Annotated in this window: 23 protein-coding genes; 14 read left to right on the top strand and 9 right to left on the bottom strand. The window is 71.8% G+C overall.

Features of this window, described 5'->3' with window-relative positions; translation table 11 throughout:
- Nucleotides 1-100: 100 nt before the first annotated feature.
- Nucleotides 101-556, top strand: coding sequence for a signal peptidase I (gene lepB, locus ACZ4TO_RS00115; RefSeq protein WP_468022913.1), 456 nt, complete (start codon nucleotides 101-103; stop codon nucleotides 554-556).
- 143 nt (nucleotides 557-699) lie between these two features.
- On the opposite strand, the gene ACZ4TO_RS00110 is transcribed toward lepB, so the two are convergent.
- Nucleotides 700-1,080: a response regulator gene (locus ACZ4TO_RS00110; protein WP_382784831.1), complete on the bottom strand. Its 381-nt coding sequence runs from the start codon at nucleotides 1,078-1,080 to the stop codon at nucleotides 700-702.
- Between the two features lie 191 nt (nucleotides 1,081-1,271).
- Here ACZ4TO_RS00110 and ACZ4TO_RS00105 point away from each other — a divergent pair, with 191 nt between their 5' ends.
- The 5 genes from ACZ4TO_RS00105 (at nucleotide 1,272) to hemC (ending at nucleotide 6,766) form a co-directional block, all read left to right on the top strand.
- Nucleotides 1,272-1,937, top strand: a complete 666-nt coding sequence (locus ACZ4TO_RS00105; protein ID WP_468022912.1) for a response regulator — start codon at nucleotides 1,272-1,274, stop codon at nucleotides 1,935-1,937.
- Nucleotides 1,930-3,408, top strand: a complete 1,479-nt coding sequence (locus tag ACZ4TO_RS00100) for a sensor histidine kinase (protein ID WP_468022911.1) — start codon at nucleotides 1,930-1,932, stop codon at nucleotides 3,406-3,408. The genes ACZ4TO_RS00105 and ACZ4TO_RS00100 overlap by 8 nt, the downstream gene beginning before the upstream one ends.
- Nucleotides 3,409-3,516: 108 nt before the next feature.
- Nucleotides 3,517-4,989, top strand: coding sequence for a copper resistance CopC/CopD family protein (locus tag ACZ4TO_RS00095; protein WP_468022910.1), 1,473 nt, complete (start codon nucleotides 3,517-3,519; stop codon nucleotides 4,987-4,989).
- A gap of 74 nt (nucleotides 4,990-5,063) precedes the next feature.
- Nucleotides 5,064-5,705 (top strand): DUF1775 domain-containing protein, encoded by a 642-nt coding sequence (locus tag ACZ4TO_RS00090; RefSeq protein ID WP_382784840.1) that lies wholly within the window; start codon nucleotides 5,064-5,066, stop codon nucleotides 5,703-5,705.
- Nucleotides 5,706-5,833: 128 nt separating this feature from the next.
- Complete coding sequence (gene hemC, locus ACZ4TO_RS00085) at nucleotides 5,834-6,766, top strand: hydroxymethylbilane synthase (protein ID WP_382784843.1); 933 nt, start codon at nucleotides 5,834-5,836, stop codon at nucleotides 6,764-6,766.
- An 86-nt stretch (nucleotides 6,767-6,852) separates the two neighbouring features.
- Here the strand turns inward: hemC and ACZ4TO_RS00080 are convergent, their stop codons facing one another.
- Together ACZ4TO_RS00080 and ACZ4TO_RS00075 are read right to left on the bottom strand one after the other, a co-directional pair.
- Nucleotides 6,853-8,517, bottom strand: coding sequence for a beta-1,3-glucanase family protein (locus ACZ4TO_RS00080; RefSeq protein WP_451076122.1), 1,665 nt, complete (start codon nucleotides 8,515-8,517; stop codon nucleotides 6,853-6,855).
- Between the two features lie 239 nt (nucleotides 8,518-8,756).
- On the bottom strand, nucleotides 8,757-10,001 hold the full coding sequence (locus ACZ4TO_RS00075) for an MFS transporter (protein ID WP_468022909.1): 1,245 nt from the start codon (nucleotides 9,999-10,001) through the stop codon (nucleotides 8,757-8,759).
- Nucleotides 10,002-10,113: 112 nt separating this feature from the next.
- On the opposite strand from ACZ4TO_RS00075, the gene ACZ4TO_RS00070 reads away from it, so the two are divergent.
- Nucleotides 10,114-10,647, top strand: coding sequence for an ArsR/SmtB family transcription factor (locus ACZ4TO_RS00070; RefSeq protein WP_451076124.1), 534 nt, complete (start codon nucleotides 10,114-10,116; stop codon nucleotides 10,645-10,647).
- Nucleotides 10,648-10,700: 53 nt separating this feature from the next.
- Nucleotides 10,701-10,862 carry a hypothetical protein gene (locus ACZ4TO_RS00065; protein WP_382784855.1) on the top strand — a complete coding sequence of 54 codons (162 nt, stop codon included), beginning with the start codon at nucleotides 10,701-10,703 and terminating at the stop codon, nucleotides 10,860-10,862.
- Between the two features lie 162 nt (nucleotides 10,863-11,024).
- Here the strand turns inward: ACZ4TO_RS00065 and ACZ4TO_RS00060 are convergent, their stop codons facing one another.
- Nucleotides 11,025-11,582, bottom strand: a complete 558-nt coding sequence (locus ACZ4TO_RS00060) for a hypothetical protein (protein WP_468022908.1) — start codon at nucleotides 11,580-11,582, stop codon at nucleotides 11,025-11,027.
- Between the two features lie 221 nt (nucleotides 11,583-11,803).
- Between ACZ4TO_RS00060 and ribB the strand changes: the two genes are divergently transcribed.
- Nucleotides 11,804-12,460: a 3,4-dihydroxy-2-butanone-4-phosphate synthase gene (ribB, locus tag ACZ4TO_RS00055; RefSeq protein ID WP_468022907.1), complete on the top strand. Its 657-nt coding sequence runs from the start codon at nucleotides 11,804-11,806 to the stop codon at nucleotides 12,458-12,460.
- A 5-nt stretch (nucleotides 12,461-12,465) separates the two neighbouring features.
- Nucleotides 12,466-13,164: an HAD family hydrolase gene (locus ACZ4TO_RS00050; protein WP_468022906.1), complete on the top strand. Its 699-nt coding sequence runs from the start codon at nucleotides 12,466-12,468 to the stop codon at nucleotides 13,162-13,164.
- Nucleotides 13,165-13,245: 81 nt separating this feature from the next.
- Here ACZ4TO_RS00050 and ACZ4TO_RS00045 read toward each other — a convergent pair whose 3' ends face one another.
- From ACZ4TO_RS00045 to ACZ4TO_RS00035, 3 genes are all read right to left on the bottom strand, one after another.
- A complete protein-coding gene (locus tag ACZ4TO_RS00045) occupies nucleotides 13,246-14,049 on the bottom strand; it encodes a hypothetical protein (RefSeq protein ID WP_468022905.1) in 804 nt (267 codons plus the stop codon).
- A 40-nt stretch (nucleotides 14,050-14,089) separates the two neighbouring features.
- Nucleotides 14,090-15,013: a hypothetical protein gene (locus tag ACZ4TO_RS00040; protein ID WP_468022904.1), complete on the bottom strand. Its 924-nt coding sequence runs from the start codon at nucleotides 15,011-15,013 to the stop codon at nucleotides 14,090-14,092.
- Between the two features lie 197 nt (nucleotides 15,014-15,210).
- Nucleotides 15,211-15,915: a type 1 glutamine amidotransferase domain-containing protein gene (locus tag ACZ4TO_RS00035; RefSeq protein WP_451076130.1), complete on the bottom strand. Its 705-nt coding sequence runs from the start codon at nucleotides 15,913-15,915 to the stop codon at nucleotides 15,211-15,213.
- 281 nt (nucleotides 15,916-16,196) lie between these two features.
- On the opposite strand from ACZ4TO_RS00035, the gene ACZ4TO_RS00030 reads away from it, so the two are divergent.
- Nucleotides 16,197-17,102: a LysR family transcriptional regulator gene (locus ACZ4TO_RS00030; protein WP_451076131.1), complete on the top strand. Its 906-nt coding sequence runs from the start codon at nucleotides 16,197-16,199 to the stop codon at nucleotides 17,100-17,102.
- A gap of 63 nt (nucleotides 17,103-17,165) precedes the next feature.
- Here ACZ4TO_RS00030 and ACZ4TO_RS00025 read toward each other — a convergent pair whose 3' ends face one another.
- Entirely contained in the window at nucleotides 17,166-18,050 is an 885-nt protein-coding gene (locus tag ACZ4TO_RS00025) for a hypothetical protein (protein ID WP_468022903.1), read from the bottom strand.
- 338 nt (nucleotides 18,051-18,388) lie between these two features.
- A complete protein-coding gene (locus tag ACZ4TO_RS00020; protein ID WP_468022902.1) occupies nucleotides 18,389-19,117 on the bottom strand; it encodes a hypothetical protein in 729 nt (242 codons plus the stop codon).
- A 256-nt stretch (nucleotides 19,118-19,373) separates the two neighbouring features.
- Here ACZ4TO_RS00020 and ACZ4TO_RS00015 point away from each other — a divergent pair, with 256 nt between their 5' ends.
- The 3 genes from ACZ4TO_RS00015 to ACZ4TO_RS00005 all read left to right on the top strand — a co-directional run bounded on the left by ACZ4TO_RS00015 (nucleotide 19,374) and on the right by ACZ4TO_RS00005 (nucleotide 21,108).
- Nucleotides 19,374-19,706 carry an ANTAR domain-containing protein gene (locus ACZ4TO_RS00015; RefSeq protein WP_382784883.1) on the top strand — a complete coding sequence of 111 codons (333 nt, stop codon included), beginning with the start codon at nucleotides 19,374-19,376 and terminating at the stop codon, nucleotides 19,704-19,706.
- A 223-nt stretch (nucleotides 19,707-19,929) separates the two neighbouring features.
- Nucleotides 19,930-20,115, top strand: a complete 186-nt coding sequence (locus tag ACZ4TO_RS00010) for a hypothetical protein (RefSeq protein ID WP_382784885.1) — start codon at nucleotides 19,930-19,932, stop codon at nucleotides 20,113-20,115.
- Nucleotides 20,116-20,334: 219 nt separating this feature from the next.
- Nucleotides 20,335-21,108: an alpha/beta fold hydrolase gene (locus ACZ4TO_RS00005; protein ID WP_451076135.1), complete on the top strand. Its 774-nt coding sequence runs from the start codon at nucleotides 20,335-20,337 to the stop codon at nucleotides 21,106-21,108.
- Nucleotides 21,109-21,228: the final 120 nt, after the last annotated feature.

The raw sequence follows: 21,228 nt of genomic DNA, 5'->3' as shown, positions 1-21,228 counted from the left end.
TCCCCTCCCGCCCCCCCCCCCCCCCCCCCCCCCCCCCCCCCCCCCCCCCACCCCCCCCCCCCTCCCCCCCCCCCCCCCCCCCCCCCCCACCGCCCTGCTCGTGTTGCCGGCCGTGGCGTTGCTGGTCGGCAGCTTCTTCGTCGCGCCGGTGCGGGTCGAGTCGACCAGCATGGAGCCGACCCTGCTGTCCGGGGACCATCTGCTCGTCGACGACCACGCGTACCGCGACGCCCCGCCCGGGCGCGGCGACCTCGTGGTGTTCGAGGGCTCCGGAGGGACGCTGGTCAAACGGGTCGTGGCGGTGGGCGGGGACACCGTCGCGATCGAGGACGGGGTCCTGGAGGTCAACGGGCGTGCCGTCCGGGAGCCGGCGGTGGATCCGAAGACGGTCGACGGGATGTACTACGGGCCCGCGCGGGTACCGTCCGGCACCGTCTTCGTGCTGGGCGACAACCGCCGGCACTCCGTGGACTCCCGGCAGTTCGGACCGGTCCCGCTCACCGAGGTGACCGGACGGGTGATCCTGCGCTGGTGGCCACGCCCCGGCCGACCGTGACCGGTGCGCGGGACCGGGCGGGACCTGGGTCGGGGGGACCGTGATCGGTGCGGGGACCCGGGGCCGCCCCGGGGACGGTGGCGGGTGTGCGGACCGGGGGTTGTGACGGGTGCGCGAGTGCTCGGCACCGGACCGCGCACTCCTTACGGGTTCACCGCACCGGGGGCGCCCGCCACGACGGCGTCCAGCACCGCCTCGATCCCCGCGTCCTTGTGCAGGATCGTCGCCGCCCCGGCGTTCAGGGCCGCCCGCTCCAGCCGGCCGCCGACGGCGGAGGTCAGCACCACGACCCTGGTTCCCGGGCGGAGCGCCAGCAGCCTCCGGGTCGCCTCCGCCCCGTCCAGGACGGGCATGACCAGATCCATGAGGACCACGTCCGGCAGCAGCCGTTCCACGGCGTCGACGGCCTCGGCGCCGTCGCACGCCACACCCACCACGTCCACGAGCGCGCTGCGGCCGAGCGCACCGGCCAGGGTGTCCCGTACGAGCGGGTGGTCGTCGACGACGAGCAGGCGAATCGGCATGGTCCAACGGTGCCTCGTCCCGGGCTTCACAGCCACCCCCAAACCGGAGGGGTCCACACCCTGAACCCGAGGGGTCGCGGACCCGGGAGGACACATTTTCTCCACAGCATGTGTTCCCTTCATCCACACCGTGATTCCATGGCGTATGCGTTCCGGCCAGAGTGGCGGTCCGCTGAGTGGGTGGGGAGAACATGCCGGGACAAGGGGGTTCGCCGACGACGCGTGTGCTGATCGTCGACGACCATCGGACATTCGCGGAGCTTTTGGCCTTCGCGCTGGGTTCCCAGCCGGACTTCGACTGCGCGGGCTGGGCGGGCACCGGGGCGGCGGCCGTCGAGCTGGCGACCAGGGAACGGCCCGACATGGTCGTGATGGACATTTCGCTCGGCACGGAGAACGGCCTCGAGGTCACCCGGCGGATCCGGGAGGCGACGCCGGACGCGACCGTCGTGATCGTCTCCGCGCACCGTGATCCCGACTGGGTGGTCCGCGCCGCACAGGCCGGCGCGAGCGCGTTCGTGCCGAAGTCCGGTTCGCTGGAGGAGATGCTGGGCGTCCTGCGCGACGTACGGCAGGGATCGATGCTCGTGTCGGCGTCCATGTTCGGCGAACCGCCCCGGCCGCCGGCCACCGACGACCCCGCCGTGGCCAGTCTGACCGCCCGCGAGTCCGAGGTGCTCACGCTGATGGGCAAGGGGCTGGCCCCGGCCGCGATCGCCCGGCTTCTGGGCATCAGCGTCAACACCTGCCGCGGCTATGTGAAGTCGATCCACCTCAAGCTCGGGGTGCGCTCCCAGCTCCAGGCCGTGGTGAAGGCGCAGCAACTCGGTCTCGTCGAGGCGCACAGCGATGGCTGACCGCGAGGGCGTGACGGCGGACGGCCGCCGGAACATGACGGCGGACGGCCGCGAGGGCGCGACGGCGGACGACCGCGAGGGGATGACGGCGGACGACCGCGTGCGTGAGACGACGGCGGGCCGCTACCGCGCCTTGAAGGCCCGCCGCCCCGGCACGGCGGCCCCGGCGACGGAAGCCGGGGGCAGCAGAACGGTCCGGCACGCGGTGATCGCCATGGTGCTGATCGGACTCGGCGCCTTCACGGTCGTCGGCGCCGCCACCGTGTTCGCCGCCGAGTCGATCGCCAAGCGGACCGCCCTCGCCGAGGCGGCCCGGTCCGCGCAGCTCATGGGCAACGTGATCTTCAAGCCGGTCATGCCCCGGCTGATCCGCGGCGATCGCACCGCGTGGGCACAGCTCGACGAGGCGGTCCGGGCCCGCGTGAGCGAGGCCGGCGTCGTGCGCGTGAAGGTGTGGAACCGGCAGGGCGTCGTGCTCTACTCCAACGAGCACCACGCCATCGGGATGTCCTTCCCCCTCAACGACGACGTGCGCAAGACCATCGACCAGCACGCCAGTTGGGCGGACCTCTCCGACCTGTCCGACGAGGAGAACATCACCGAACCCCATGGTGACAGCCGTCTCGTGGAGGTCTACGTCCCCCTGGACCTGGCCTCCGGCGAACGGCTGGCGCTGGAGGTGTACTCCACCGACGAGCGGGTGGCCACGGCGCGCGGGGAGCTGATGGAGACCCTCGTACCGTTCTCGATCCTGGCGCTGCTGCTTCTGCTCCTCGCCCAGCTCCCCGTCTCGGTGCAGTTGCTGCGCCGGGTCAGCCAGGCCGACGCGGAGCGCAGCCGGCTGCTGAGCAAGGCGCTCACCGCCTCGGAGCGCGAGCGGCGCGCGATCGCCCGCGACCTGCACGACGGTGTGGTCCAGGACCTCGCCGGTGTCGGGTACGCCCTCGCGGCGGTGCGGGCCGACCTGCCGCCTGGCACGTCGGCGGCGGCGGGCGGCATGCTCGACAGGATCTCCGAGGTGCTGCGCGGCGCCGTCGGCTCGCTCCGCACGCTGATGGTGGACATCTATCCGCCGGACCTGACCGAGGACGGCCTGCCGCAGGCGGTCGAACTCCTCGCCGAGCGCCTGCGCCGGGAGGGGATCACCGTCACCACGACCGTCGACGTCCGGGCCGCGCTGGGACCGGATCTGGCGGCGGCCGCCTACCGCTGCGCCCGGGAGTGCGTGACCAACATCCTCAAGCACGCCGAGGCGGGCCGGGCGTCGATCGACGTCACGGGCGGCCAGGACCGGCTGCTGGTCGTGGTGACGGACGACGGAAAGGGGCCGGGCACCGCCCTCGGCAGCACCGGTCATCTCGGACTGCAGCTCATCCGGGACACGGCCAGTGAACTGGGCGGCGAGGTCACGGTCGCGGAGCGCGCGGGCGGCGGCACCGAGGTGCGTACCGTACTGGCGGTGCGCACCTGACCCCCTCGTTTTGAGGGGTCCGCACCCCCCAAGGGCGAGGCTGCCGGTGACAGCGGCGGGGCGACACCCTGGACGTGACGTCCGACCACTGCACCCGGGGGGAAACGGATGCGCCGCATCGTCACCACGCTGTGCCTCGTCCTGTGCGCGCTGTGGCTCCAGGCCCTGACCGCGGGCCCGGCCGCCGCGCACACCGGGCTGCTGTCGAGCGAGCCCGCGTCCGGCCAGGTGCTGCCGCGCCTGCCGGCCAAGGTCGCGCTGACGTTCCGGCAGCCCGTGACCGCGGGAGCCGACGCGGTGCGGGTGTTCGACGACCACATGCGCCGGATGGACCTCGGGGGCCACCCCGACGACCGGTCGCGCCGGACGCTGCGGACCGCCCTGCCCGGAAGCCTGCGCGCCGGCACCTACACCGTGGCCTGGCAGGTGACCTCGCCCGACGGGCATCCCGTGGCGGGCACCTACCGGTTCTCCATCGGCGCGGCCACCCAGGTCGTAGGCGTCGTGCCTTCCCTCGCCGGCGCGAACGGCGCCTGGGCGGGCCGGCTCCTCGGTGCCGCCCGCGGCATCGGTTACGCGGGGCTCGCCCTGGGACCGGGCGTGCTGTTGGTCGCGCTGTGGCTGTGGCCCGCCGGGCTGCGCGACCGCAGGACCCGCGTCCTGCTGTGGGCCGGGCTTGGCCTGCTGGCGGCCGGCACGCTCGCGGTCCTCACCGTCCACACCGTCTGGGCCGACGGCCGGCCCCTGGCCGAGGCCTGGTCCGGCTCGGACGCCCACCAGCACGCGGTGACGGCCGACCTGGCCTACGCGGTGCGCTTCTACTCCCTGCTCGCCCTCGGCGCCGCGACCGCGGTGGCCACCGCGTCGGCCGGGCGGGACAGGCCCGCCAGACCGCTGGTCCTGGCGACGACGGCCGCGGCCGTCGTCCTGTGGGGCACCTGGCCGACGACCGGGCATGCCGTCGACGGCCGGTACGCGGCGCTCGCGGTGGCCGTCGATCTCCTCCACCTGGCCGCCATGACGCTCTGGCTGGGCGGGCTCGCGCTGGTCGCCGCCGTCCTGTCGCGCCCCGCGCACGCCGGCGAACTGACCGCCGTACTGCCCCGGTTCTCGCGGCTGGCGTTCACCGCCGTCGTCGTCCTCGTCGTCACGGGGACCTGCCAGGCCTGGCAGGAGGTGGGCTCCGCCGGACATCTCCTCGACACCCCGTTCGGGCGGCTGCTCCTGCTGAAGTCGGCCGGAGTCGCCGCGATCGTCGCGCTCGGCGGCCTGGCCCGCCGCTGGGTCCGGCGCCACGCCACCCGCCCGGCAACCCTTCCGCTGACGACGCTCGACAAGGCGGTCGACAAGGCGGTCGATACGGCGCTCGACACGGCGGGCGGGGCGGCGGTCGATACGGCGGGCGGGGCGCCCGCCGGGCCGGCGGGCACGACGCTCACCCTCACCGCGCCGGCCCCGCCCGCGCCGCCGGACGCCGCGCTCGTACGAACCCTGCGGCGCGGCCTGCTGGCCGAACTGCTCGTCGCGGCCCTCGTGCTGGGCGTCACAGCGGCCCTCGTCACGGCCGCTCCGCCCGCATGACACGGATCCCCACCCGCCGACCCGACGCGTGGGCCGCGGCACCGAAACCGCACTGCCCCGAGAGGAACCCGACCATGAACCTCCTTCCCCCGGCCCGGGCGGCCGCGGCCCTGATCGCCGCGGCACTGCTCCTGGTCTCGGCGGCCCCCGCCTGGGCCCACGTGCACGTGCACGCCGACGGAGCGGTGGCCCCGGGGGCGGCCGACGTCCGCATGACGTTCCACGTGCCGAACGAGAAGCCGTCCGCGCGGACCGTCGCCGTACGGATCGAGGCCCCGGAAGGCGTACGAGGACTGCGCGCGGAGCAGGTGACGGGCTGGACCGCCGAGCCGGCCGCGGCGGGCGACGGGGGCAGGACGGCCGCCTGGTCGGGCGGGGAGATCGGCGGAGAGGACGAGGCCGACTTCGTCGTACACATCGACCACCTGCCCACCGGAGTGTCGGAACTGGCCTTCGTGGCGCGGCAGGAGTACGACGACGGCGAAGTCGTCACCTGGGACCAGAAGACGGAGGCGGGACAGCCCGAACCGGAGCACCCCGCACCCGTGTTGAACCTGACGGGGGCACCGGCCGCCGATGCCGTGGCGCACAGCGCGAACGCCCCGGACGCCTCCTGGACGGCGGCCGTCGTCTGCGGGGTGCTGCTCCTCCTGGCGGCCGCGGGGCTCCCGGTGGCGCGCTCCGCCGCGAGGCGTCGCGGCGCCGCGACGCCTTGAGCCGCCGGACGCCGGACGCGACCCGTTCTCGGCAGCCCGTCCGATCCTCGAACACCCGTCCCGGGCTGCCGAGTTGGGCCTTCGGGTTCGGCGCGGAACGCCGGCTCCGACGCACTATCGTGTACGACATGTCCGCCCCTGAGCTGATCCGCATCGTCTCCCGTGACTCGCCCATGGCCCTGGCCCAGGTGGAGCGCGTCCGCGCCGAACTCGGCGTGCTCCATCCCGGTGTCCGGACCGTGGTGGTCCCGGTCAAGACGACCGGCGACAAGTGGATGGGGGATCTCTCCCAGGTCGAGGGCAAGGGGGCGTTCACCAAGGAGGTCGACGCCGCGCTCCTCGCCGGGGAGGCGGACGTCGCGGTGCACTGTGTCAAGGACGTGCCCGCGGACCGGCCGTTGCCCGCCGGCACGACCTTCGCGGCGTTCCTCAAGCGGGACGACATCCGTGACGCCCTCGTCCACCCCGGCGGCCTGTCGCTCGACGAGCTCCCCGCGGGCACCCGGATCGGAACGTCCTCGGTGCGCAGGGCGGCCCAACTCGCCGCCTCCCACCCGCATCTGCGGTGCGTGCCGTTCCGCGGCAACGCCAACCGCCGTTTGGACAAGCTCGCCGCCGGCGAGGCCGACGCACTGCTGCTGGCCGTCTCCGGGCTGGAGCGCATCGGCCGGCCGGACGTGATCACCGAGGTCCTGTCGGCCGAGACGATGTGCCCGCCGATCGGGGCCGGTGTGCTGGCTCTTCAGTGCCGTGAGCAGGACACGGCGACGATCGACCTCGTCAGTGGTCTGAACGACGCCGACACCTATCGGGAGGCCACGGCGGAGCGGATGTTCCTGCACGTCCTCCAGGGTCACTGCAACAGCCCGATCGCCGGCTACGCGAAGGCGTCCCGGGGCGATCTGTCGCTGCGGGCCTGCGTGTTCAGCCCCGACGGGAAGACCGTCCTGAACGCCCACGAATGGGCCGGACGGCTCAGCCCGTCGGACCTCGGCGCCTCCGTCGCGCTGGCCCTGCTGCGGCAGGGCGCCCGCGAGCTGATCGACGGCATCGCCCACTGACGCCGGAAAGCGGTGCGACCGCCCTGGTGGGGCAGCCGCATCGCTGGGACCCGCCGCTCATCGGTCCGCTGTCGCGGAGCCGGGGATCAGCTCGTGAACGTGAACCAGTTGATGTTGGTGAAGTCCGAACTGCTGCCCGCGAAGACCAGGTAGACGTCGTGGACGCCGGTGGCTGAGGCGAGGATGTTCGCGGGAACGGTCTGCCAGGTCTGCCAGCCGCCGCTGTTGGCGAAGCTGATCTCGGCGATCTTCGTGCCGGTGGTGCTGTCGAGCCGTACCTGGACGGCGCCGCTGACACCGGCGGCCGCGCCCGACGCGAGCCGTGCCTTGAACTGGGCCGGCGAGGCCGAACCGAAGTCGACGGAGGAGAACTTCAGCCAGTCGCCGTTCGCGATGTAACCCACGTCGCTGCCGCCGCCGGTGTCGGAGCAGCTCTCGGTGGTGGTCCCGCTCTGCGCCGAGTAGGACTCGGCCTGGATGGTGCCGTAGGCGCTGACCGCGCCCGAACCGCCCCCCGATCCTCCACCGGTGCCTCCGGCGCCCAGGGTGATGCTCCACGAGGTGGGCGCCCCGTCCTGGATGTGCCCGTCGACGGGGGCCGAGCCGGTCGGGCCGACGTCGTCGTAGGGGAAGGCGTAGCCGATGCTGGCGTACTTGTGGACCAGCCGCGCGTAGTGGTTGGTGATCGAGTCCGTGTAGTACTGCGAGGGTGTCACGCCGTCGGGGTTGCTGTTCCCGCCCGGGACCAGCAGCGAACTGCGGTTGATCGCGGCGGCGAGCCGGGCGGCGATCGCCCCGCGGGCGTCCCCGCCGGAGTTGTAGAGGGGACCCGACGCGCAGCCGAAGATGTCGACGGCGCTCGGCTTGGTGAACGGCACGCCGTTCGTGTTGAGACCGGAGAAGACGATGGCGTTGCCGGACACCGTGCCGGTGTAGGAACCGATGCTGCCCTGGCCGTTGATGGTCAGCGGGGTGGAGGCGTAGTGGCTCCAGACCCGGTTCAGGTAGTCGTTCCAGTAGCCGCCGAAGTCGACCGGCGAGTGCGCGGGCGCCATGACGCGCAGCACCCCGCCGGAGGAGTCGGTCACCACCAGCCTGTCCCAGGGGGCTCCGTCGGAGGCGTGCTGCGCCTGCAGGCCGGAGGCGATGGAGGCGAGGGCGCCGGAGGGCAGGGGGCTGACCGACTGGTTGCCTCCGCTGCCGGTGCTGGCCATCGAGATCGGCAGCGCGACCATGTCCACGTAGGAGATGTTCGCGTACAGGTTGGCGCTGTTGAAGGTGAACTCGCAGAACGTCCAGTTGGTGGCCCAGTTGGGGTCGGAGCTCACCAGGGCGGGCTGCACCACACCGGGCGGGGAGCCCGGGTTGACGAAGAACTGGAGCTTCTGCCCGACCGAGAACCAGACCCGGCCGCCGATGATGTAGTCGGTCAGCGTGACGGTCTTGGCGGCCGAACCGGAGGCGCCCAGCGCGATGGAGTAGTCGGCGATGGGGGTCACCGGGGACGAGGGGCTGGGCAGCCGGTTCAGGGTGCCGTTCGCCGAGACGAAGACGGGCCAGCCGCTGCTGTCGGTGCCGGATATGTACGCGTAGACGGTGTCGTGGCCGGAGGTGTTCGCCAGTCTCACGGGGAGCGAGACTCCTGCCGCCGCCGCGGTGGACGTCAACGGCGAGACCGGTGAGAACGGGCTGAGCGCGGCCGTGCTGGTGACGGCGGCTGCTCCGGCCAGGAAGGAACGTCGGGAAACCACGGGGGCCCTCCCGGAGGGGGTGACGGTCCGTCAACAAGATGACGGTTGGGGGGAGTTGTTTCATGTGGGGTTCTGTGCGGGGGTGACGTTATTGGACTGGACCAATACAGTCAAGGTTGCGGAACTGTTACGTCCAAGTAACGGTGTTTGTACCTTGTCGGAAGCCGCACGCCGAAGATCACCCGGTCCGGAGCGGCGCGGCCGCGCCGGTGGCGCTGAAGCCCAACTCCCAAGGTCTGTCAGCCCTTCTGGGTTTCCGGTGCGGGGCGGACGTCGATCGGAGCCGCCTTGTTCGAGGTGCGGCCCGTCAGGGCGAGCGTGGCCGCCGCGGCCAGGCCGCACAGGCCCGCGGCGAGGAGCTGCACCCGGTAGTCGAGGACGGCCACCATGCCCGTGCCCAGGAGCAGGGCGAGCCCGGTCGGCGCGTACATCAAGGTGTTGGCCGTCGCCGCCACCCTGCCGAGCAGCTCGGACGGGGTGTGCTTCTGGACGGCTGTCAGGGCCGCGATGAGCGGGCAGGGCAGCCCCAGGCCGATCATCAGGCTGCCGACGACCACGACCGGCGTCCAGGGCGTCGCCCGCGCCAGCGCGCCGAGGGCGAAGAGGGCGAGTCCGGCCGTCGCGAAGGTGCGCGCGGACATGCGGCGCATCAGCGCGCCGGCCGTCAGCCCGCCGACCACCGATCCGAGGCCCTGGACCGAGGTGAGCACACCCGCGAAGGCCGGTGACCGGTGCAGCCCGGCGTCGAGCATCGCGTACGTGGCGGTGCTGCTGACGGCGGCCAGCATCATGGTCGTCCCGCTGGTGACGACCAGCGGACGCAGGACGGGGTGCCGTCGCACGTAGCGGGCGCCTTCGGCGGGCTCGGCGGTCCACGCCCGTCCGGCCCCGGCCGGGGCGGGCGCGGCTTCGCGCACCTTGATCAGCCGGAACGCGGCCGCGGCCAGGACGAAGGTGACGGCGTCCAGCAGTGCCACCGTCGGACCGCCGTACGCGGTGAACAGACTCGCGCCGGCCAGCGGGGCGAGCAGCTTCATGCTCTCGATGGCGGTCAGCACCAGGCCGTTGAAGTCGCCGCGCAGTTCGTGCGGCACGGCCGCCGCCACGAGGGCGGTCTCGGCCGCGTCCGTGAGCACCATGCCCACGCCGACCAGGGTCAACGCGGCGAACAACAGCCAGACACGCCCCTCGGAGCGTACGAAGACCGGCGCGGTCATGACGGCCGCCAGGACCAGATTGGTGGCGACCAGAAGCGGACGGCGCCGCACCCGGTCCGCCAGGGTGCCGATCACGGGTCCCGCGAAGGTCGGCGCCCAGACGCAGAAGCTGACCAGGGCGGCGAGGCTGCTGGAGCCGGTGAGCGTCTTGACCCAGATCCCGGCGGCCAGCGACATGGCCGAGCTGCCGAAGCCGGAGACGACCACCCCGCCCAGATACAGACCCGCGTTGCGGTCCCGGAAGACCTTCAGCGTGTTCCAGGCCATCCCTCACCCTTCCTTACGGTGCGGCGCCCTTGCGGGAGCGGGCACAACCTACCCCCAATCATTTGATTGGCGGTAGTCGGCTCCGGGTGCGGTGTGCGCTTTACTGGCTCGCGTGACCGATACCGATCCCGTGCTGCGCGCGCTCGCCCATCCGTTGCGGCTGCGGATGCTCAGCCTCATGTGGCCGGGGCCCATGTCGGCCGCCGAGCTCGCCCGCGAGCTGGACATCTCTCACGCGCTGGCCAGCCAGCATCTGCGCCGCCTGGACGCGGTGGGCCTGGTCGCGCTGGCCGAGGAACGCACCCGCCGCGGCGGCAGGGAGCGTCGCTACCGCGCCGTCCAGGGCACGCCGCTGTCCGACCAGCACGAGGGCACCCCGATGCTGGCCGAGACGATGGCGCACACCCTCAGGGAACGTGCCATGCGGCGCGTGGAGGGCGGCGCGGGCGTGACCGTGGACGCCGAGCTGTGGGTGGATCCCGGGACCTGGGAGAACGTCCGGCGACGGCTCGCGGAGCTCGCCACCGAACTCCATGAGGCGGCCCGGCCACCGCACACCCCGGGCACCGTCCCCTTGGGCGTGAGCGTGATGGCGTTCCCGCTGCGGGACGGGACCGAGCCCGACGGGACCGAGCCGGACGGCTAAAGCCGACCCGTCCGGTTATCCTTCCCGTCCGATCGAAGATCCCCGGAGGGCCCGTGCACATCACCGTTTTCCTGCTGCGGAGTGCGCTGGGCCTCGGGGGCGCGCTGGTGACCCTCTGGGAACTGACCCGCCAGGCCTCGGGGCCGGGCTGGAGGAAGCCGCGGGTGGTGGCCGCGGTGGCGGCACTGATCGCCGCCGGGCTGCTCACCTCGTAGGACTACGAGGCCGAGGGGTCCGGTAAGAGATCCGGTCCCTCCCGCGCCCCGTTCGACCGGGACGCGGCGAGGAACCGCGGTCGCGGCGAGGAACCGCGGCCGCTCGCGGAGAGGGCCTGGCGAACGGTCAGCGCCCCTCCGCGGACGAGGTCTGCCGATCGGTCAGCAGCCGGTGTCCTTGGGCGTGAAGTCCAGGCGCTGGTGCTGATCCGTGGCGACGGCCGTGTGGTACGTCGTACTCGTGACCTGGTACCAGACGTCGTCCCGGCTCTTGTCGCCGCCGACGTCGTCCAGGCGGACGCACCACTGTTCCGGCCGGACGACGCGCGTGTACGTCTCGGTTCCGCTGCGGACCTTCTTGCAGGTCTTCGCGTGCTCGGTGGAGTACCAGGTGCGGGTACGCCGCTTGGTGCCCGAGCCGGTGCTCGTCGAGTGTCTGACCCGCCGCGTGGTCGTGGTGCACTTCTTGGTCATGCGCGGCCGCGTGGCCCGGGTGGTCCTGACGGCCCGGTGACGGACCTCGTCCCGGAGGCCGAACACGCTCGTGTCGGCCGTGGTGGCGGTGTCCGGACCGGGCTCCCCGGCACCGCTCCCGCCGTCCTGTCCGACGTCGACCGAGTAGTCCGAGCCCTCGTCGTAGGAGTCACCCCCGCCGCCGCACGCGCCGAGCCCGGCTATCAGAACAGCCGTCACCGCGGCGGTCGCAAGTCTCTTGAACATGTCTTCCTTCGTGATCTACGGGCCGCAGCGTAACGGATCATCGGCGCCGATCGAACGCCGGTGAGCGCCCAGGCGGCCGGGGCCGTGCGAAGGGCTCACCCTCCGGGTCGGGAAGGGCCGTTCATCCGCCGACTCGCCTGTTCGAGTGCCGACGCTCAAGCCGGACCGCCGGCCGGCCGATGCCAACGCCGGAAGAGCAAGATCGAGAAAGGCTGCACAGAGTGACATCAGGTGGAACGCGACGGTCACTGGACCCTCTTGCCGTCGCCGTCGACGCACTGCGGGCCGGTCGGCCGGTCATCGTGGTCGACGACGAGGACCGGGAGAACGAGGGTGACCTGGTCATGGCGGCCCAGTTCGCCACCGCGCGGACCATGGGCTTCTTCGTCCGCGTCACCAGCGGTCTGATCTGCGTCCCGATGACCGGCGAGATCGCGGACCGGCTTCGGTTGCCGATCATGGTGGAGCCCGCCCCGGGCACGGATCCGATCAGCACGACCGCCTACACCGTCTCCGTGGACGCGGCCGGCATCGGCTCGGGGATCTCGGCCGAGGACCGGGCGGCGACGGCGCGGGCCCTGGCCGACGCCTCCACCCTGCCCGGACAACTGGTCCGCCCGGGGCACATGTTCCCGCTACGGGCCCGCCCCGGCGGGGTCGCCGAGCGGCGTGGCCACACCGAGGCCACCGTCGACCTGCTGCGCCTGGCCGGGCTCGCACCGGTCGGCGTGCTCAGCGAGGTCTGCGAGGACGACGGCTCCCTCGCCCGTTTCGAGCGGCTGCGCGTCCTCGCGGACGAACACGGTCTGGCACTGGTCTCCATCGAGCAGCTCTCGCAGCACCTGCGTGACGCCGACCCCGCTCCGGCGTCGGTGTGAACGACGTGCTCCGAGCGACGGTCTTCGATCTCGACGACACCCTGATCGACAGCGGCGACGCCTGGGAGCGCGTCTGCGCCGACTTCACCGCCCGCCACGGTCACCGCTGGCGGCGGCGGGACGGCATCGCCCTGCACGGAAACGGCCACTGGGCCTCGTACGTCGCCGGACTGTGCACCGGCCCGGTGGACCCCGCCGACGTCGTCGAGGCCTGCACCGGCCTGATGGCCGAGGCCTGCGCGGCCGGCCGCGTCGAGGCGCTGCCCGGAGCTGTCGAACTGTTCCGTGAAGCCGGCCGGCACGGTCCCGTCGGGGTGGCCACCGCCAGCCCGCGCCGGTTCGTCCTGGCCGCACTCGAACACCTCGGCCTGGCCGGCGACGTGACCGCCGTGGTGTGCGGCGAGGACGTCGTCCGGGCCAAGCCCGCCCCCGACCCGTACCTGCGCGCGGCCGCCGCCATGGGCCTCCCGCCGTCGTGCTGCCTGGCCGTCGAGGACTCCCCGAACGGCATCCGCTCCGCTGCCGCCGCCGGTATGCCGGTCCTCGCCATCCCCCGCGACCGCATGGCACTCCCCGCGGACATCGCCCACCTGCCCCTGGCCCAGGCCCCCGACGCGACACACGCCCTGCCACTCCTGGCCCACCTGCTCACCCGCCACCCCGAACCGGCCCTCCCGGGCCGACCGTTCGACACCGCCGGCTAGCCCGCCCGGACGAAGCCGCTTCCGTTCGCCGAAGGCTCCGACGGTCCCCACCGCGGATTCCCGTTCGCGGTGAAGCCACCGTCAGTCGGCTGTCCGATAGTTCATGAACCAGTGAGTGTCGAAGTAACGGGCCATCGTGAACGGGTGGTGCGGGTCGACCAGGATGCGGCAGACGAACTCGGCGGTCCCGCAGGTGAACGGGACGTCCTTGTTGTCGAAGGACCGGACCACGACGGGCCAACTGTCGGGGTCGTCGCCGTCGGTCCTCCAGCAGTACAGGTCCTCGTGTTCGGTGCCCGCCCAGATGAGAAGCCCGTCCCGTTCGAGGTGTGTCGAGGGCTCCTGGTCGAGGTCCAGATACGCGTCGAAGCCCCCGTGGCCGAACGTCTCGACCATGCGCTTGTAGTCGGCCGGCAGTGCCGTACCGAGGCGCGACTCCACCTCCGTCCAGTCCACGTCAGGCCGCTGGGCCGGCTGTGTCCAGCCGGTGATCCGTATGAGCCGTTCCATCCAGTCGACGTCGGCGTCCGCGTCCGGAGACGCCGTCAAGAGTTCCGGCACCTCCCGGTGAGCGACCACGAGGACCGGTCGCTCGATGTCCTCCGCGTCCCGCGCGACACCCGTGCCGATCCACTGATCCCCGTACGCCCATGCCCGTATCCGCACCGCCCGGTCCTCGAAGGGGACCAGGAGCCCGGACCCCTTGGACTCGTCGAGCGTGGGATCGGTGAAGCCATCGAGAACGAGCGTGCGCGGCACGCCGTATCTGTCGGCGAGCAGTTCGGTCAGTTCCTGCGGGTCCACGTCCCCGGACAGGTACATGTGGCCGTTCCGCGGACCGAGTCGGTCCATCAGGTCATTGACGGTCTCTTGCGTGAGCTCCATGACAGACAGTGAACCTCACGGCACTGACAAGGGATGGGGCTCAGTCGCCCCCTCCCGCGTCCCCGCCTCCCGCGCCGTCGTGGTGGGCGTCCGAGTGGGTGGCCAGGTCGAAGTCCAGGTCGTCGGCGAGATCGTCGAACCGGGGCGGCTTGTGGGCCGTGACGGCTGCCGTGGCCCGGGGCTGTGGGACGGCCCTGTCCTCCGGCGGGCGTCGGTCCGAGGGTTCCCTTGTGCTGACGTACACCAGGTAGCCGGTGTCCGGGCTCCGGCCGGCCAGCGCCGTGGTGACGGCGGCCCGGCACCGACGAGTGAACCGGCGCCAGGGACGGGACAACTCCGGGGGCCAGAGTGCCGCCGGTGCGGCCAGCGCGGCCCACACCGGCATCCAGGCCGTGGCCCAGAAGCCCGGATCCCGGTCGGGCAGCCCGGGGACAGGACAGCGCAGGAGCATCGCGTGCATGGACAGGCCGAACGCGGTGACGAACGCCGCGGTCAGCGCGGGGACGCGGTAGTAGCCGAACCTCTCTCGCAAGGGCGTACGTCGGGCCTCGAGAGCCGTCCTGAACCGTTGGAAAGGAGGGTCGTTGAGCAGTTCGTACACCGTGGCCCCCTTGTTGCGGCGCAGGAGTGTCACCAGTGCGGCGAGGACCGGATCCTTCTGGCTGCCGAGCCGTCCGGGCGGCACGGTGATCCGGCCTTCGTCGTCGATCTCGGCGTCCCCGGCCAGGATCAGCAGGCTCACGGCCGTCTCCGCCGCGTAGCCCTGCTGCTGCGGTGACGCGCCCTCCCACGCGGCGCCGAGCCACCATGCCGCCTGGATCGGGTCGACGTCCGTCGTCCGCATGCCCCGCAGGAACGTCCGCTCTTCCCGTGTACGCAGCCACCACACCGAGAACAGCACGGCGTTGACCGCGCCGAATCCCAGCAGCCAGTAGGCGGCGATCCAGGCCATCTCGCCGCTCATGACACGGCCTCCGCCGTCCCCCTCGTCGGAAACACCATCGGGCGATCCCCCTCGCAGTCCACTGCCCACCTCGAACGGCCGGCAACAGCCTGCCATGAAAAGTCACTTGAGGGACGATTTCGCCCAGTAATCAGACCGCCCGCCTTGAAGGCTCGACATGCCTCCGAAGCGGGCGGCCCTGACAGCGGCCAGGAAACTCAGCGGCCGGACAGCGCCTTCAGGGTGGCCTCGGCCGTGGCGGTGCTCGACTGCGGGTTCTGACCGGTGATCAGCTTGCCGTCCACGACGACCTTGTCGCTCCACGGCGCCCCGGTCTCGACCGTGGCACCGCGCTCGCGCAGCACGCTCTCCAGGAAGAACGGTGTGTTGTCGCCGAGACCTCCCTGGCGCTCCTCCTCGTCGGCGAACGAGGTGAGTTCGCGGCCCGCGAACGTGAAGCCGCCGTCCGGGGTCGTGGCGCTGAGCAGGGCGGCGACGCCGTGGCACAGGGCGGCGACGACCGTGCCGTCGGCGTCGGCCTCGTTCAGGAGACGGCCGAGGTCCGCGTCGTGGGCGAGGTCGGCCATGGGCGCGTGACCGCCGGGGATGTAGAGCGCGTCGTAGTCGCTCAGGCGCACCTCCGCCAGCGGCAGCGGGCTGGAGAGCTGGTCGTCGATGCCGTCGAGGTAGGCGCGGAACTCCTTGGCGTCGGTCTCGGACACACCGCCACGGGCGTCGAGGCTGAGGGCGTCGACCGTCGGGCGGACGGCCCCGGGAGTGGCGATGTCCACCTGCGCTCCGGCGGCACTGAGCACCTTGTGGGAGGCGGCGACCTCTTCCGCCCAGAAGCCGGTCGGATGGGTGGATCCGTCGGCCAGGACCAAGCTGTCGGCGGCGGAGACGATCATCAGGATCTTCGACATCGGAATACCTGCTCTTATCTGTGGGACGACTCTGGAAACGCGGTGCCCGAGGCCCGCGGACCGCGGTGACGCGGTGCTCGTGACAACTCCAGGATTCATCACGGAAATGCCCTGCCGCCCGCGCCGCGCCATAAGAAGGGTTATGGAGCAGCGGTGGCCGATCTCCCCGGGATGTGCTGGGGGACGTCGAGCGGCGGGAGGCCGCGCCATCACCGCAGACCCATCAGTAGAATTTGATGGGCGGGAGCACTTCATAATTTCTCTGATGGGTGGAGGTGTCCATGCCCGGCCTGGACCTGCTGGCGACGTTCCTGGAGATCTACCGCACCGGGTCGCTGTCCGCGGCGGCCACGCGGCTGGGGGTGAGCCAGCCGGCGGTCACCGGGCAGCTCGCCCGTCTCGAGGAACAACTGGGCGAACCCCTGTTCGTCCGGTCGAGCAAGGGGGCCCAGCCGACACCACGGGCCGCGGCGCTGGCGGCCCGTGTCGGCCTGCATGTCGACGGGCTCCGTACGGCCCTGGCTCCTTCGGGGGAGGAACGCACGCTGGAAGGCACGGTCCACCTGGGCGGAGCGGCCGAGGTGATGTCCCTTCGCGTGCTCCCCGCCCTGGCACCGCTCTCGGCCCGCGGACTCCGTATCCGGGTGACGCTGGGCCTGGCCGAGGAACTGCTGTCGGCGCTGACGGCGGCACGGCTCGACCTGGTCGTGTCGGCGGTCCGCCCCCAGCAGGAGGACCTGTCGGTGACGCCACTGGTGGACGAGGAGTTCCTGCTGGTGGGGCCGCCCGCGCTGGCACACGCCGTGGACCGGGAGCGGCTGGCCGCCGACCCGGTCGCCGCGCTGTCCCGGCTGCCACTGGTGGCCTACGCGGCCGATCTTCCGATCATCCGCCGGTACTGGCGCAGCGAGTTCGGGCGGCGGCCGCCCAACCAGGTCGCGGTCACCGTCCCGGACCTGCGCGCCGTGCTGGCCGCGGTGGTCGCCGGCATGGGCATCTCCGTGCTGCCCCGCTATCTCGCCGCTCCGGCCCTGGCCGCGGGCGAGGTGGTGCAGATGCACCGGCCGGAGGTCGAGCCCTTGAACACCCTGTATCTGGCGTCCCGGCGCGAGGCGCCGGCGAGCCCGGCCCTCGCGGCCGTGTGGGAGCACCTGGCCCGGGCGGCCCACGCCTGGAAGAGCCTCTGAAGCGGCGCGGCTCGCGGCCTACGCACGGAAGAGCCTCTGAAACGTCGCGGCCCGCGGCCTACGTCAGTCGGACCGGAGGTTCTCCAGGGTCGAGCGGGTGTCGGTCCTGAGCCACCGGGAGACCTCGCTGACCTCGGGCGGGGTGGTCGACCCGTAGGAGGTCGTATACGCGCTCCAGCTCATCTGGTACGTCATCCAGCCGTCCCGCACCGCGAGGGTCACCGCCCGGCTGCCGCTGGTCCCCGTGCCCGATGTGGTGTCCTCGGTCACGAGATAGGCCTCGTCACCGAAACCGGACACCTCCTCCACCTCGTAGTCCTCGTACCGCTGGCCGTACTCGGACCACACGGCCGTGAACTCGGGGGCCGGGTCCGTCGACTTGTGCAGGTCCATCTCCACCGAGAGGTACGCGTCGGCGTAGGAGGAACTGGAGGACGTCTTCAGGGAGATGCTGCAGTAACTCTGATCGATCGCCTTGTGCTTCAGCGAGTTGTGCGTCGGGGAGCTGTCCTCTTCGGAGTACTCGGTCCGCAAGGCGCTGTAGTCCACCGCGGAGCAGAGATTGGCCTTGGCCCGATACCCGGCGAGATCCGGGTCGTCGCCCAGCGGGCCGAGAACGACGATGCCTCCGGCCCACACCACGGAGGCCGCGACCGCGCCGACCGCCGCCCACAGGACCGCGCGCCCCGCGGTGCCCTTGCCTCCGGACGGCGGGGGAAAGCCCGGCGGCTGCCCGTACGCGTACTGCTGCGTCGGGGGATGGGTGGGAGGGGGCCCGTAGGAGCCCGTCGGCGTCGGGCCGGGGACCGGGCCGGGGGTCGGCCCCGACGCCGGGCCCGGCGTGGGTTCGGGTCTCGGCGCGGGTAAGGGCTGCTGTGCCTGTGCCGGGGGGAGTGGCTGCGGCTGGGGCTGTGCCCGCGACGAGGGTTCCTCGGGCCGATCCTGCATCCTGTGCTCCTCGGTCGTGGACGGTGCGATCAGATGGCGGAACGGGGCCGGGAAGGCGACACTGCGCGAGAACTCAACAGGCAGATTCTAAAGGGCAGTTCAGCGGAAATGGCCTTGTCGTACCGGCCGTTGCCCGGGCCTGCTCTCACCGGAACGGCGCACCGCGTACAGCGCACCGCGCACCACGTAGGAGGCGCTGCGGTGGACGCACCACGTAGGACGCAACCACGTAGGACCCGCCGCGCACGACGTGCGAGCCGTGTCGTGTCGGGTGTGATCGCGCCGAAGGGCCCCGCAGCGAACTGCGGGACCCTTCACGTCGGTTGACCGGAGAACCGTCAGACGGTCTTCTCGATCTTGGTGACCTGCGCCTCCATGACGTCGGCCGGCACGTCGGGTGCCTTCTCGCTCAGGACGCTCATCGCGTAGAAGACGGCCAGCGTCGAACCGCTGCGCACGACCGTGTACGTCACCGGGATCTTGGTCCCCTCGATGTCGCTGGTCATCGAGTACGCGACCGCCTCGTCGCCGAGGGCGGGGGCCTTCACGGGCTTGACCTCGGTGTAGTGGTAGTCCGTGTGCTCGTAGGAGTTGCAGTTCTCGCTCTGCGTGCGCAGGTCCGCGACCACCTTCTTGGCGTCCGCCTCCTTCTGCGCCAGCAGCCCGACGCGCAGCACCGTGCCGTCGGTCGCCTTCAGGCTCGTCACCGAGCGGGACACACGGGCCGTCGCGTCGGGTTCGGTGCCCAGCAGGAACATGTCGGCCAGGGCCTGGCACGTGGCGGGCTTCGCGGGAACGCTCACCTCGGGGATCTCGTCGTCGGGAGTGTTGCCGACGCGGTAGCCCTTGAGGTCTTCCTTGGTGACCGCGGCCTTCGTCAACTGCGCCTCGGTGAGCGGCTTCAGCCCCTCCTTGGCGGCGGGCGTCGCCTGGGCGGCCGGCTTCTTCGAGCCGGCCGCGCTGCCGCCGGTGTCGCTGTCGGAGTCCTTCGCGCCGCACGCGGCCGTCGCGGCGAGCGCCGCCGTCACAACGATGCCCACCAGGACGCGCCCCGGAACTGACTTCACGTTCTTCCCCACCCTCACGTTCTCTATGGGCGCGTCCACGACAACGGCTGCGCCGAGCCGCATTCAAGCTCACAACCAGCGGACTTTGCCAGCGCGTTAGAGTCGCTTGACGTAACGATCAGAGATCGACAACTTGGTTGTACGCCGACATTGTGGTTCTCGACACTCCGAGGCCGCGCCGGGACGGTTCCGGCCATCCGCCGCGGCGGACGTGCCCTTGGTGGCATCGGGCCCGTCGAGTCAGGAGGATGGACTCATGGAACCGGGACCCAGCGATTCGAACGCCGAGAGCGACCGCATCTTCGAGCTCGAGGCGGAGGTCCAGCAGCTCAAGGAGGCCGTCACTTCACATGCCGTCGTGGACCAGGCCATCGGAATGATGGTCGCGCTCGGCCGGGTGTCCCCGGACCAGGGCTGGGCCGTACTGAAGGACGTCTCGCAGCACACCAACATCAAGCTCCGCAACGTCGCCGAACTGATCATTCTCTGGGGACGCGACGGCGAGATCCCTCAGAACATCCGCGTCGAACTGGAGGACGCGCTCGACCGGCACGGCCCCGACCAGATTCCGGAAGCGCCCACGGAATGACGTACGGGGGAACGACGCGCGATCCCTTGGAATCCCTGCCTTCCGTCCACCCCCGCCCACTCCTCGCGCGGCACCCCGCCGGACCGGATCGACCGGGGCTGTGAGGCATCGATTTCCGGCAATCCTTCCGGTACGGCGCCGGGTATGTGATGCTGCTGCACCGAATGGACCATGAACCGGTCGGGGTGCGCCCGTACGAACCGGTGCCAGAGAGGATGGCTGCATGTCGACTGCGAAGCGTCGGTACAGCCTGACGTGGACCGATCCGGACGGTGCGCCGCAGGCCTCCGCGGGTCGCTACGACAAGCGTTCCGCCACGCGGCGCCGCCGTGCGCTGGAGGCGGTCGGCTGCACCCGTGTCGAGGTCGTCGTGGTCGAGCCCGGGGAGCTTCCCGAGCCGGCGATCTGACCCGCGCCCCTCGGCGCCCGCACCGGGCGACGGAAAAGCATTGGACGGGACGACGGCCGGGCTTGTAGCTTACGAGCGACCGTGCTGCCACCGGAGGAGGTGAGACCCATGAACGCTGTAACGACGTGGGTGCTCCCCCTTTCCCGTCACGGCCGGCGATCGACGTAGGTGTCGCCGGGAGCGCCTCCACACCAGGGCACTCCCCGAAAGGCAACACCTATGCATTCTCTGCAGTTCACCGCCGAGTCGTCCTCGAACGGCATCCTTGAGCGCGACTTCCTCGTGGGCGACGTCCCCGGGGTCCTCTGGTCGCCCGCCGCGCCCGCCTCCGGAGCCGAACGGGCACCCCTGGTCCTGATGGGCCACGGTGGGGGCGCCCACAAGAAGCACCGGGCGATGCAGGGCCGGGCCCAGAAGCTGGTGACCGGCTGCGGCTTCCATGTCGCCGTCATCGACGCGCCCGGTCACGGCGACCGGCCGCGCTCCGCGTACGACGAGCAGGAGATCGCCGAGCTGCGCAAGGCGCAGGCCGCGGGCGAGCCGGAAGCGCCGATCGTCGTCCGTTACAACGCCCGTCTGGCCGAGCTCGCCGTGCCGGAGTGGCGGGCGACCCTGGACGCCCTTCAGGAACTTCCCGAGATCGGCGCCGACGGGCCGGTGGGGTATGTCGGCATCGCCATGGGCACCGCGCTGGGGGTGCCGCTGGTGGCGGCCGAGCCCCGGATCACGGCCGCGGTCCTCGGCATGATGTGGCCCGACGCCCTGTTCGAGGCGGCGAAGCGGATCACCGTCCCGATCGAGTTCGTCCTGCAGTGGGACGACGCGCGCGTCCCGCGCGAGGCCGGTCTCGCGCTGTTCGACGCCTTCGCCTCGAAGGAGAAGACGCTGCACGCCAACGCGGGCGATCATGTCGCGTTCCCCATGTTCGAGGTGGACAGCTCGGTCCGGTTCCTCGCCCGGCACCTCGGCCGGGAGGTCACCTCGCAGGCCTGACGTGAGCGGTCGCGGGGGTTGGGCCTTGTCCTGAGGACCGCCACCCCCAGTGCCCCCAGAACCCCCTCCACCCCCCCCCATTCCAAAGCAAACACCCCCCCCCAGCGCTCTTCCCCCCCC

It is taken from the genome of Streptomyces sp. NPDC028298 (genome assembly GCF_055565895.1).
The sequence above is the reverse complement of the archived record's forward strand: the minus strand, read 5'-3'. Positions and strand labels throughout refer to the sequence as shown.

What these genes read in the sequence shown, in the direction of transcription:
- ACZ4TO_RS00110 (WP_382784831.1), bottom strand. Translation starts at nt 1,080, where the DNA reads ATGCCGATTCGCCTGCTCGTCGTCGACGACCACCCGCTCGTACGGGAC.
- ACZ4TO_RS00105 (WP_468022912.1), top strand. Translation starts at nt 1,272, where the DNA reads ATGCCGGGACAAGGGGGTTCGCCGACGACGCGTGTGCTGATCGTCGAC.
- ACZ4TO_RS00100 (WP_468022911.1), top strand. Translation starts at nt 1,930, where the DNA reads ATGGCTGACCGCGAGGGCGTGACGGCGGACGGCCGCCGGAACATGACG.
- ACZ4TO_RS00095 (WP_468022910.1), top strand. Translation starts at nt 3,517, where the DNA reads ATGCGCCGCATCGTCACCACGCTGTGCCTCGTCCTGTGCGCGCTGTGG.
- ACZ4TO_RS00090 (WP_382784840.1), top strand. Translation starts at nt 5,064, where the DNA reads ATGAACCTCCTTCCCCCGGCCCGGGCGGCCGCGGCCCTGATCGCCGCG.
- hemC (WP_382784843.1), top strand. Translation starts at nt 5,834, where the DNA reads ATGTCCGCCCCTGAGCTGATCCGCATCGTCTCCCGTGACTCGCCCATG.
- ACZ4TO_RS00075 (WP_468022909.1), bottom strand. Translation starts at nt 10,001, where the DNA reads ATGGCCTGGAACACGCTGAAGGTCTTCCGGGACCGCAACGCGGGTCTG.
- ACZ4TO_RS00060 (WP_468022908.1), bottom strand. Translation starts at nt 11,582, where the DNA reads ATGTTCAAGAGACTTGCGACCGCCGCGGTGACGGCTGTTCTGATAGCC.
- ACZ4TO_RS00045 (WP_468022905.1), bottom strand. Translation starts at nt 14,049, where the DNA reads ATGGAGCTCACGCAAGAGACCGTCAATGACCTGATGGACCGACTCGGT.
- ACZ4TO_RS00040 (WP_468022904.1), bottom strand. Translation starts at nt 15,013, where the DNA reads ATGAGCGGCGAGATGGCCTGGATCGCCGCCTACTGGCTGCTGGGATTC.
- ACZ4TO_RS00035 (WP_451076130.1), bottom strand. Translation starts at nt 15,915, where the DNA reads ATGTCGAAGATCCTGATGATCGTCTCCGCCGCCGACAGCTTGGTCCTG.
- ACZ4TO_RS00030 (WP_451076131.1), top strand. Translation starts at nt 16,197, where the DNA reads ATGCCCGGCCTGGACCTGCTGGCGACGTTCCTGGAGATCTACCGCACC.
- ACZ4TO_RS00025 (WP_468022903.1), bottom strand. Translation starts at nt 18,050, where the DNA reads ATGCAGGATCGGCCCGAGGAACCCTCGTCGCGGGCACAGCCCCAGCCG.
- ACZ4TO_RS00015 (WP_382784883.1), top strand. Translation starts at nt 19,374, where the DNA reads ATGGAACCGGGACCCAGCGATTCGAACGCCGAGAGCGACCGCATCTTC.
- ACZ4TO_RS00010 (WP_382784885.1), top strand. Translation starts at nt 19,930, where the DNA reads ATGTCGACTGCGAAGCGTCGGTACAGCCTGACGTGGACCGATCCGGAC.
- ACZ4TO_RS00005 (WP_451076135.1), top strand. Translation starts at nt 20,335, where the DNA reads ATGCATTCTCTGCAGTTCACCGCCGAGTCGTCCTCGAACGGCATCCTT.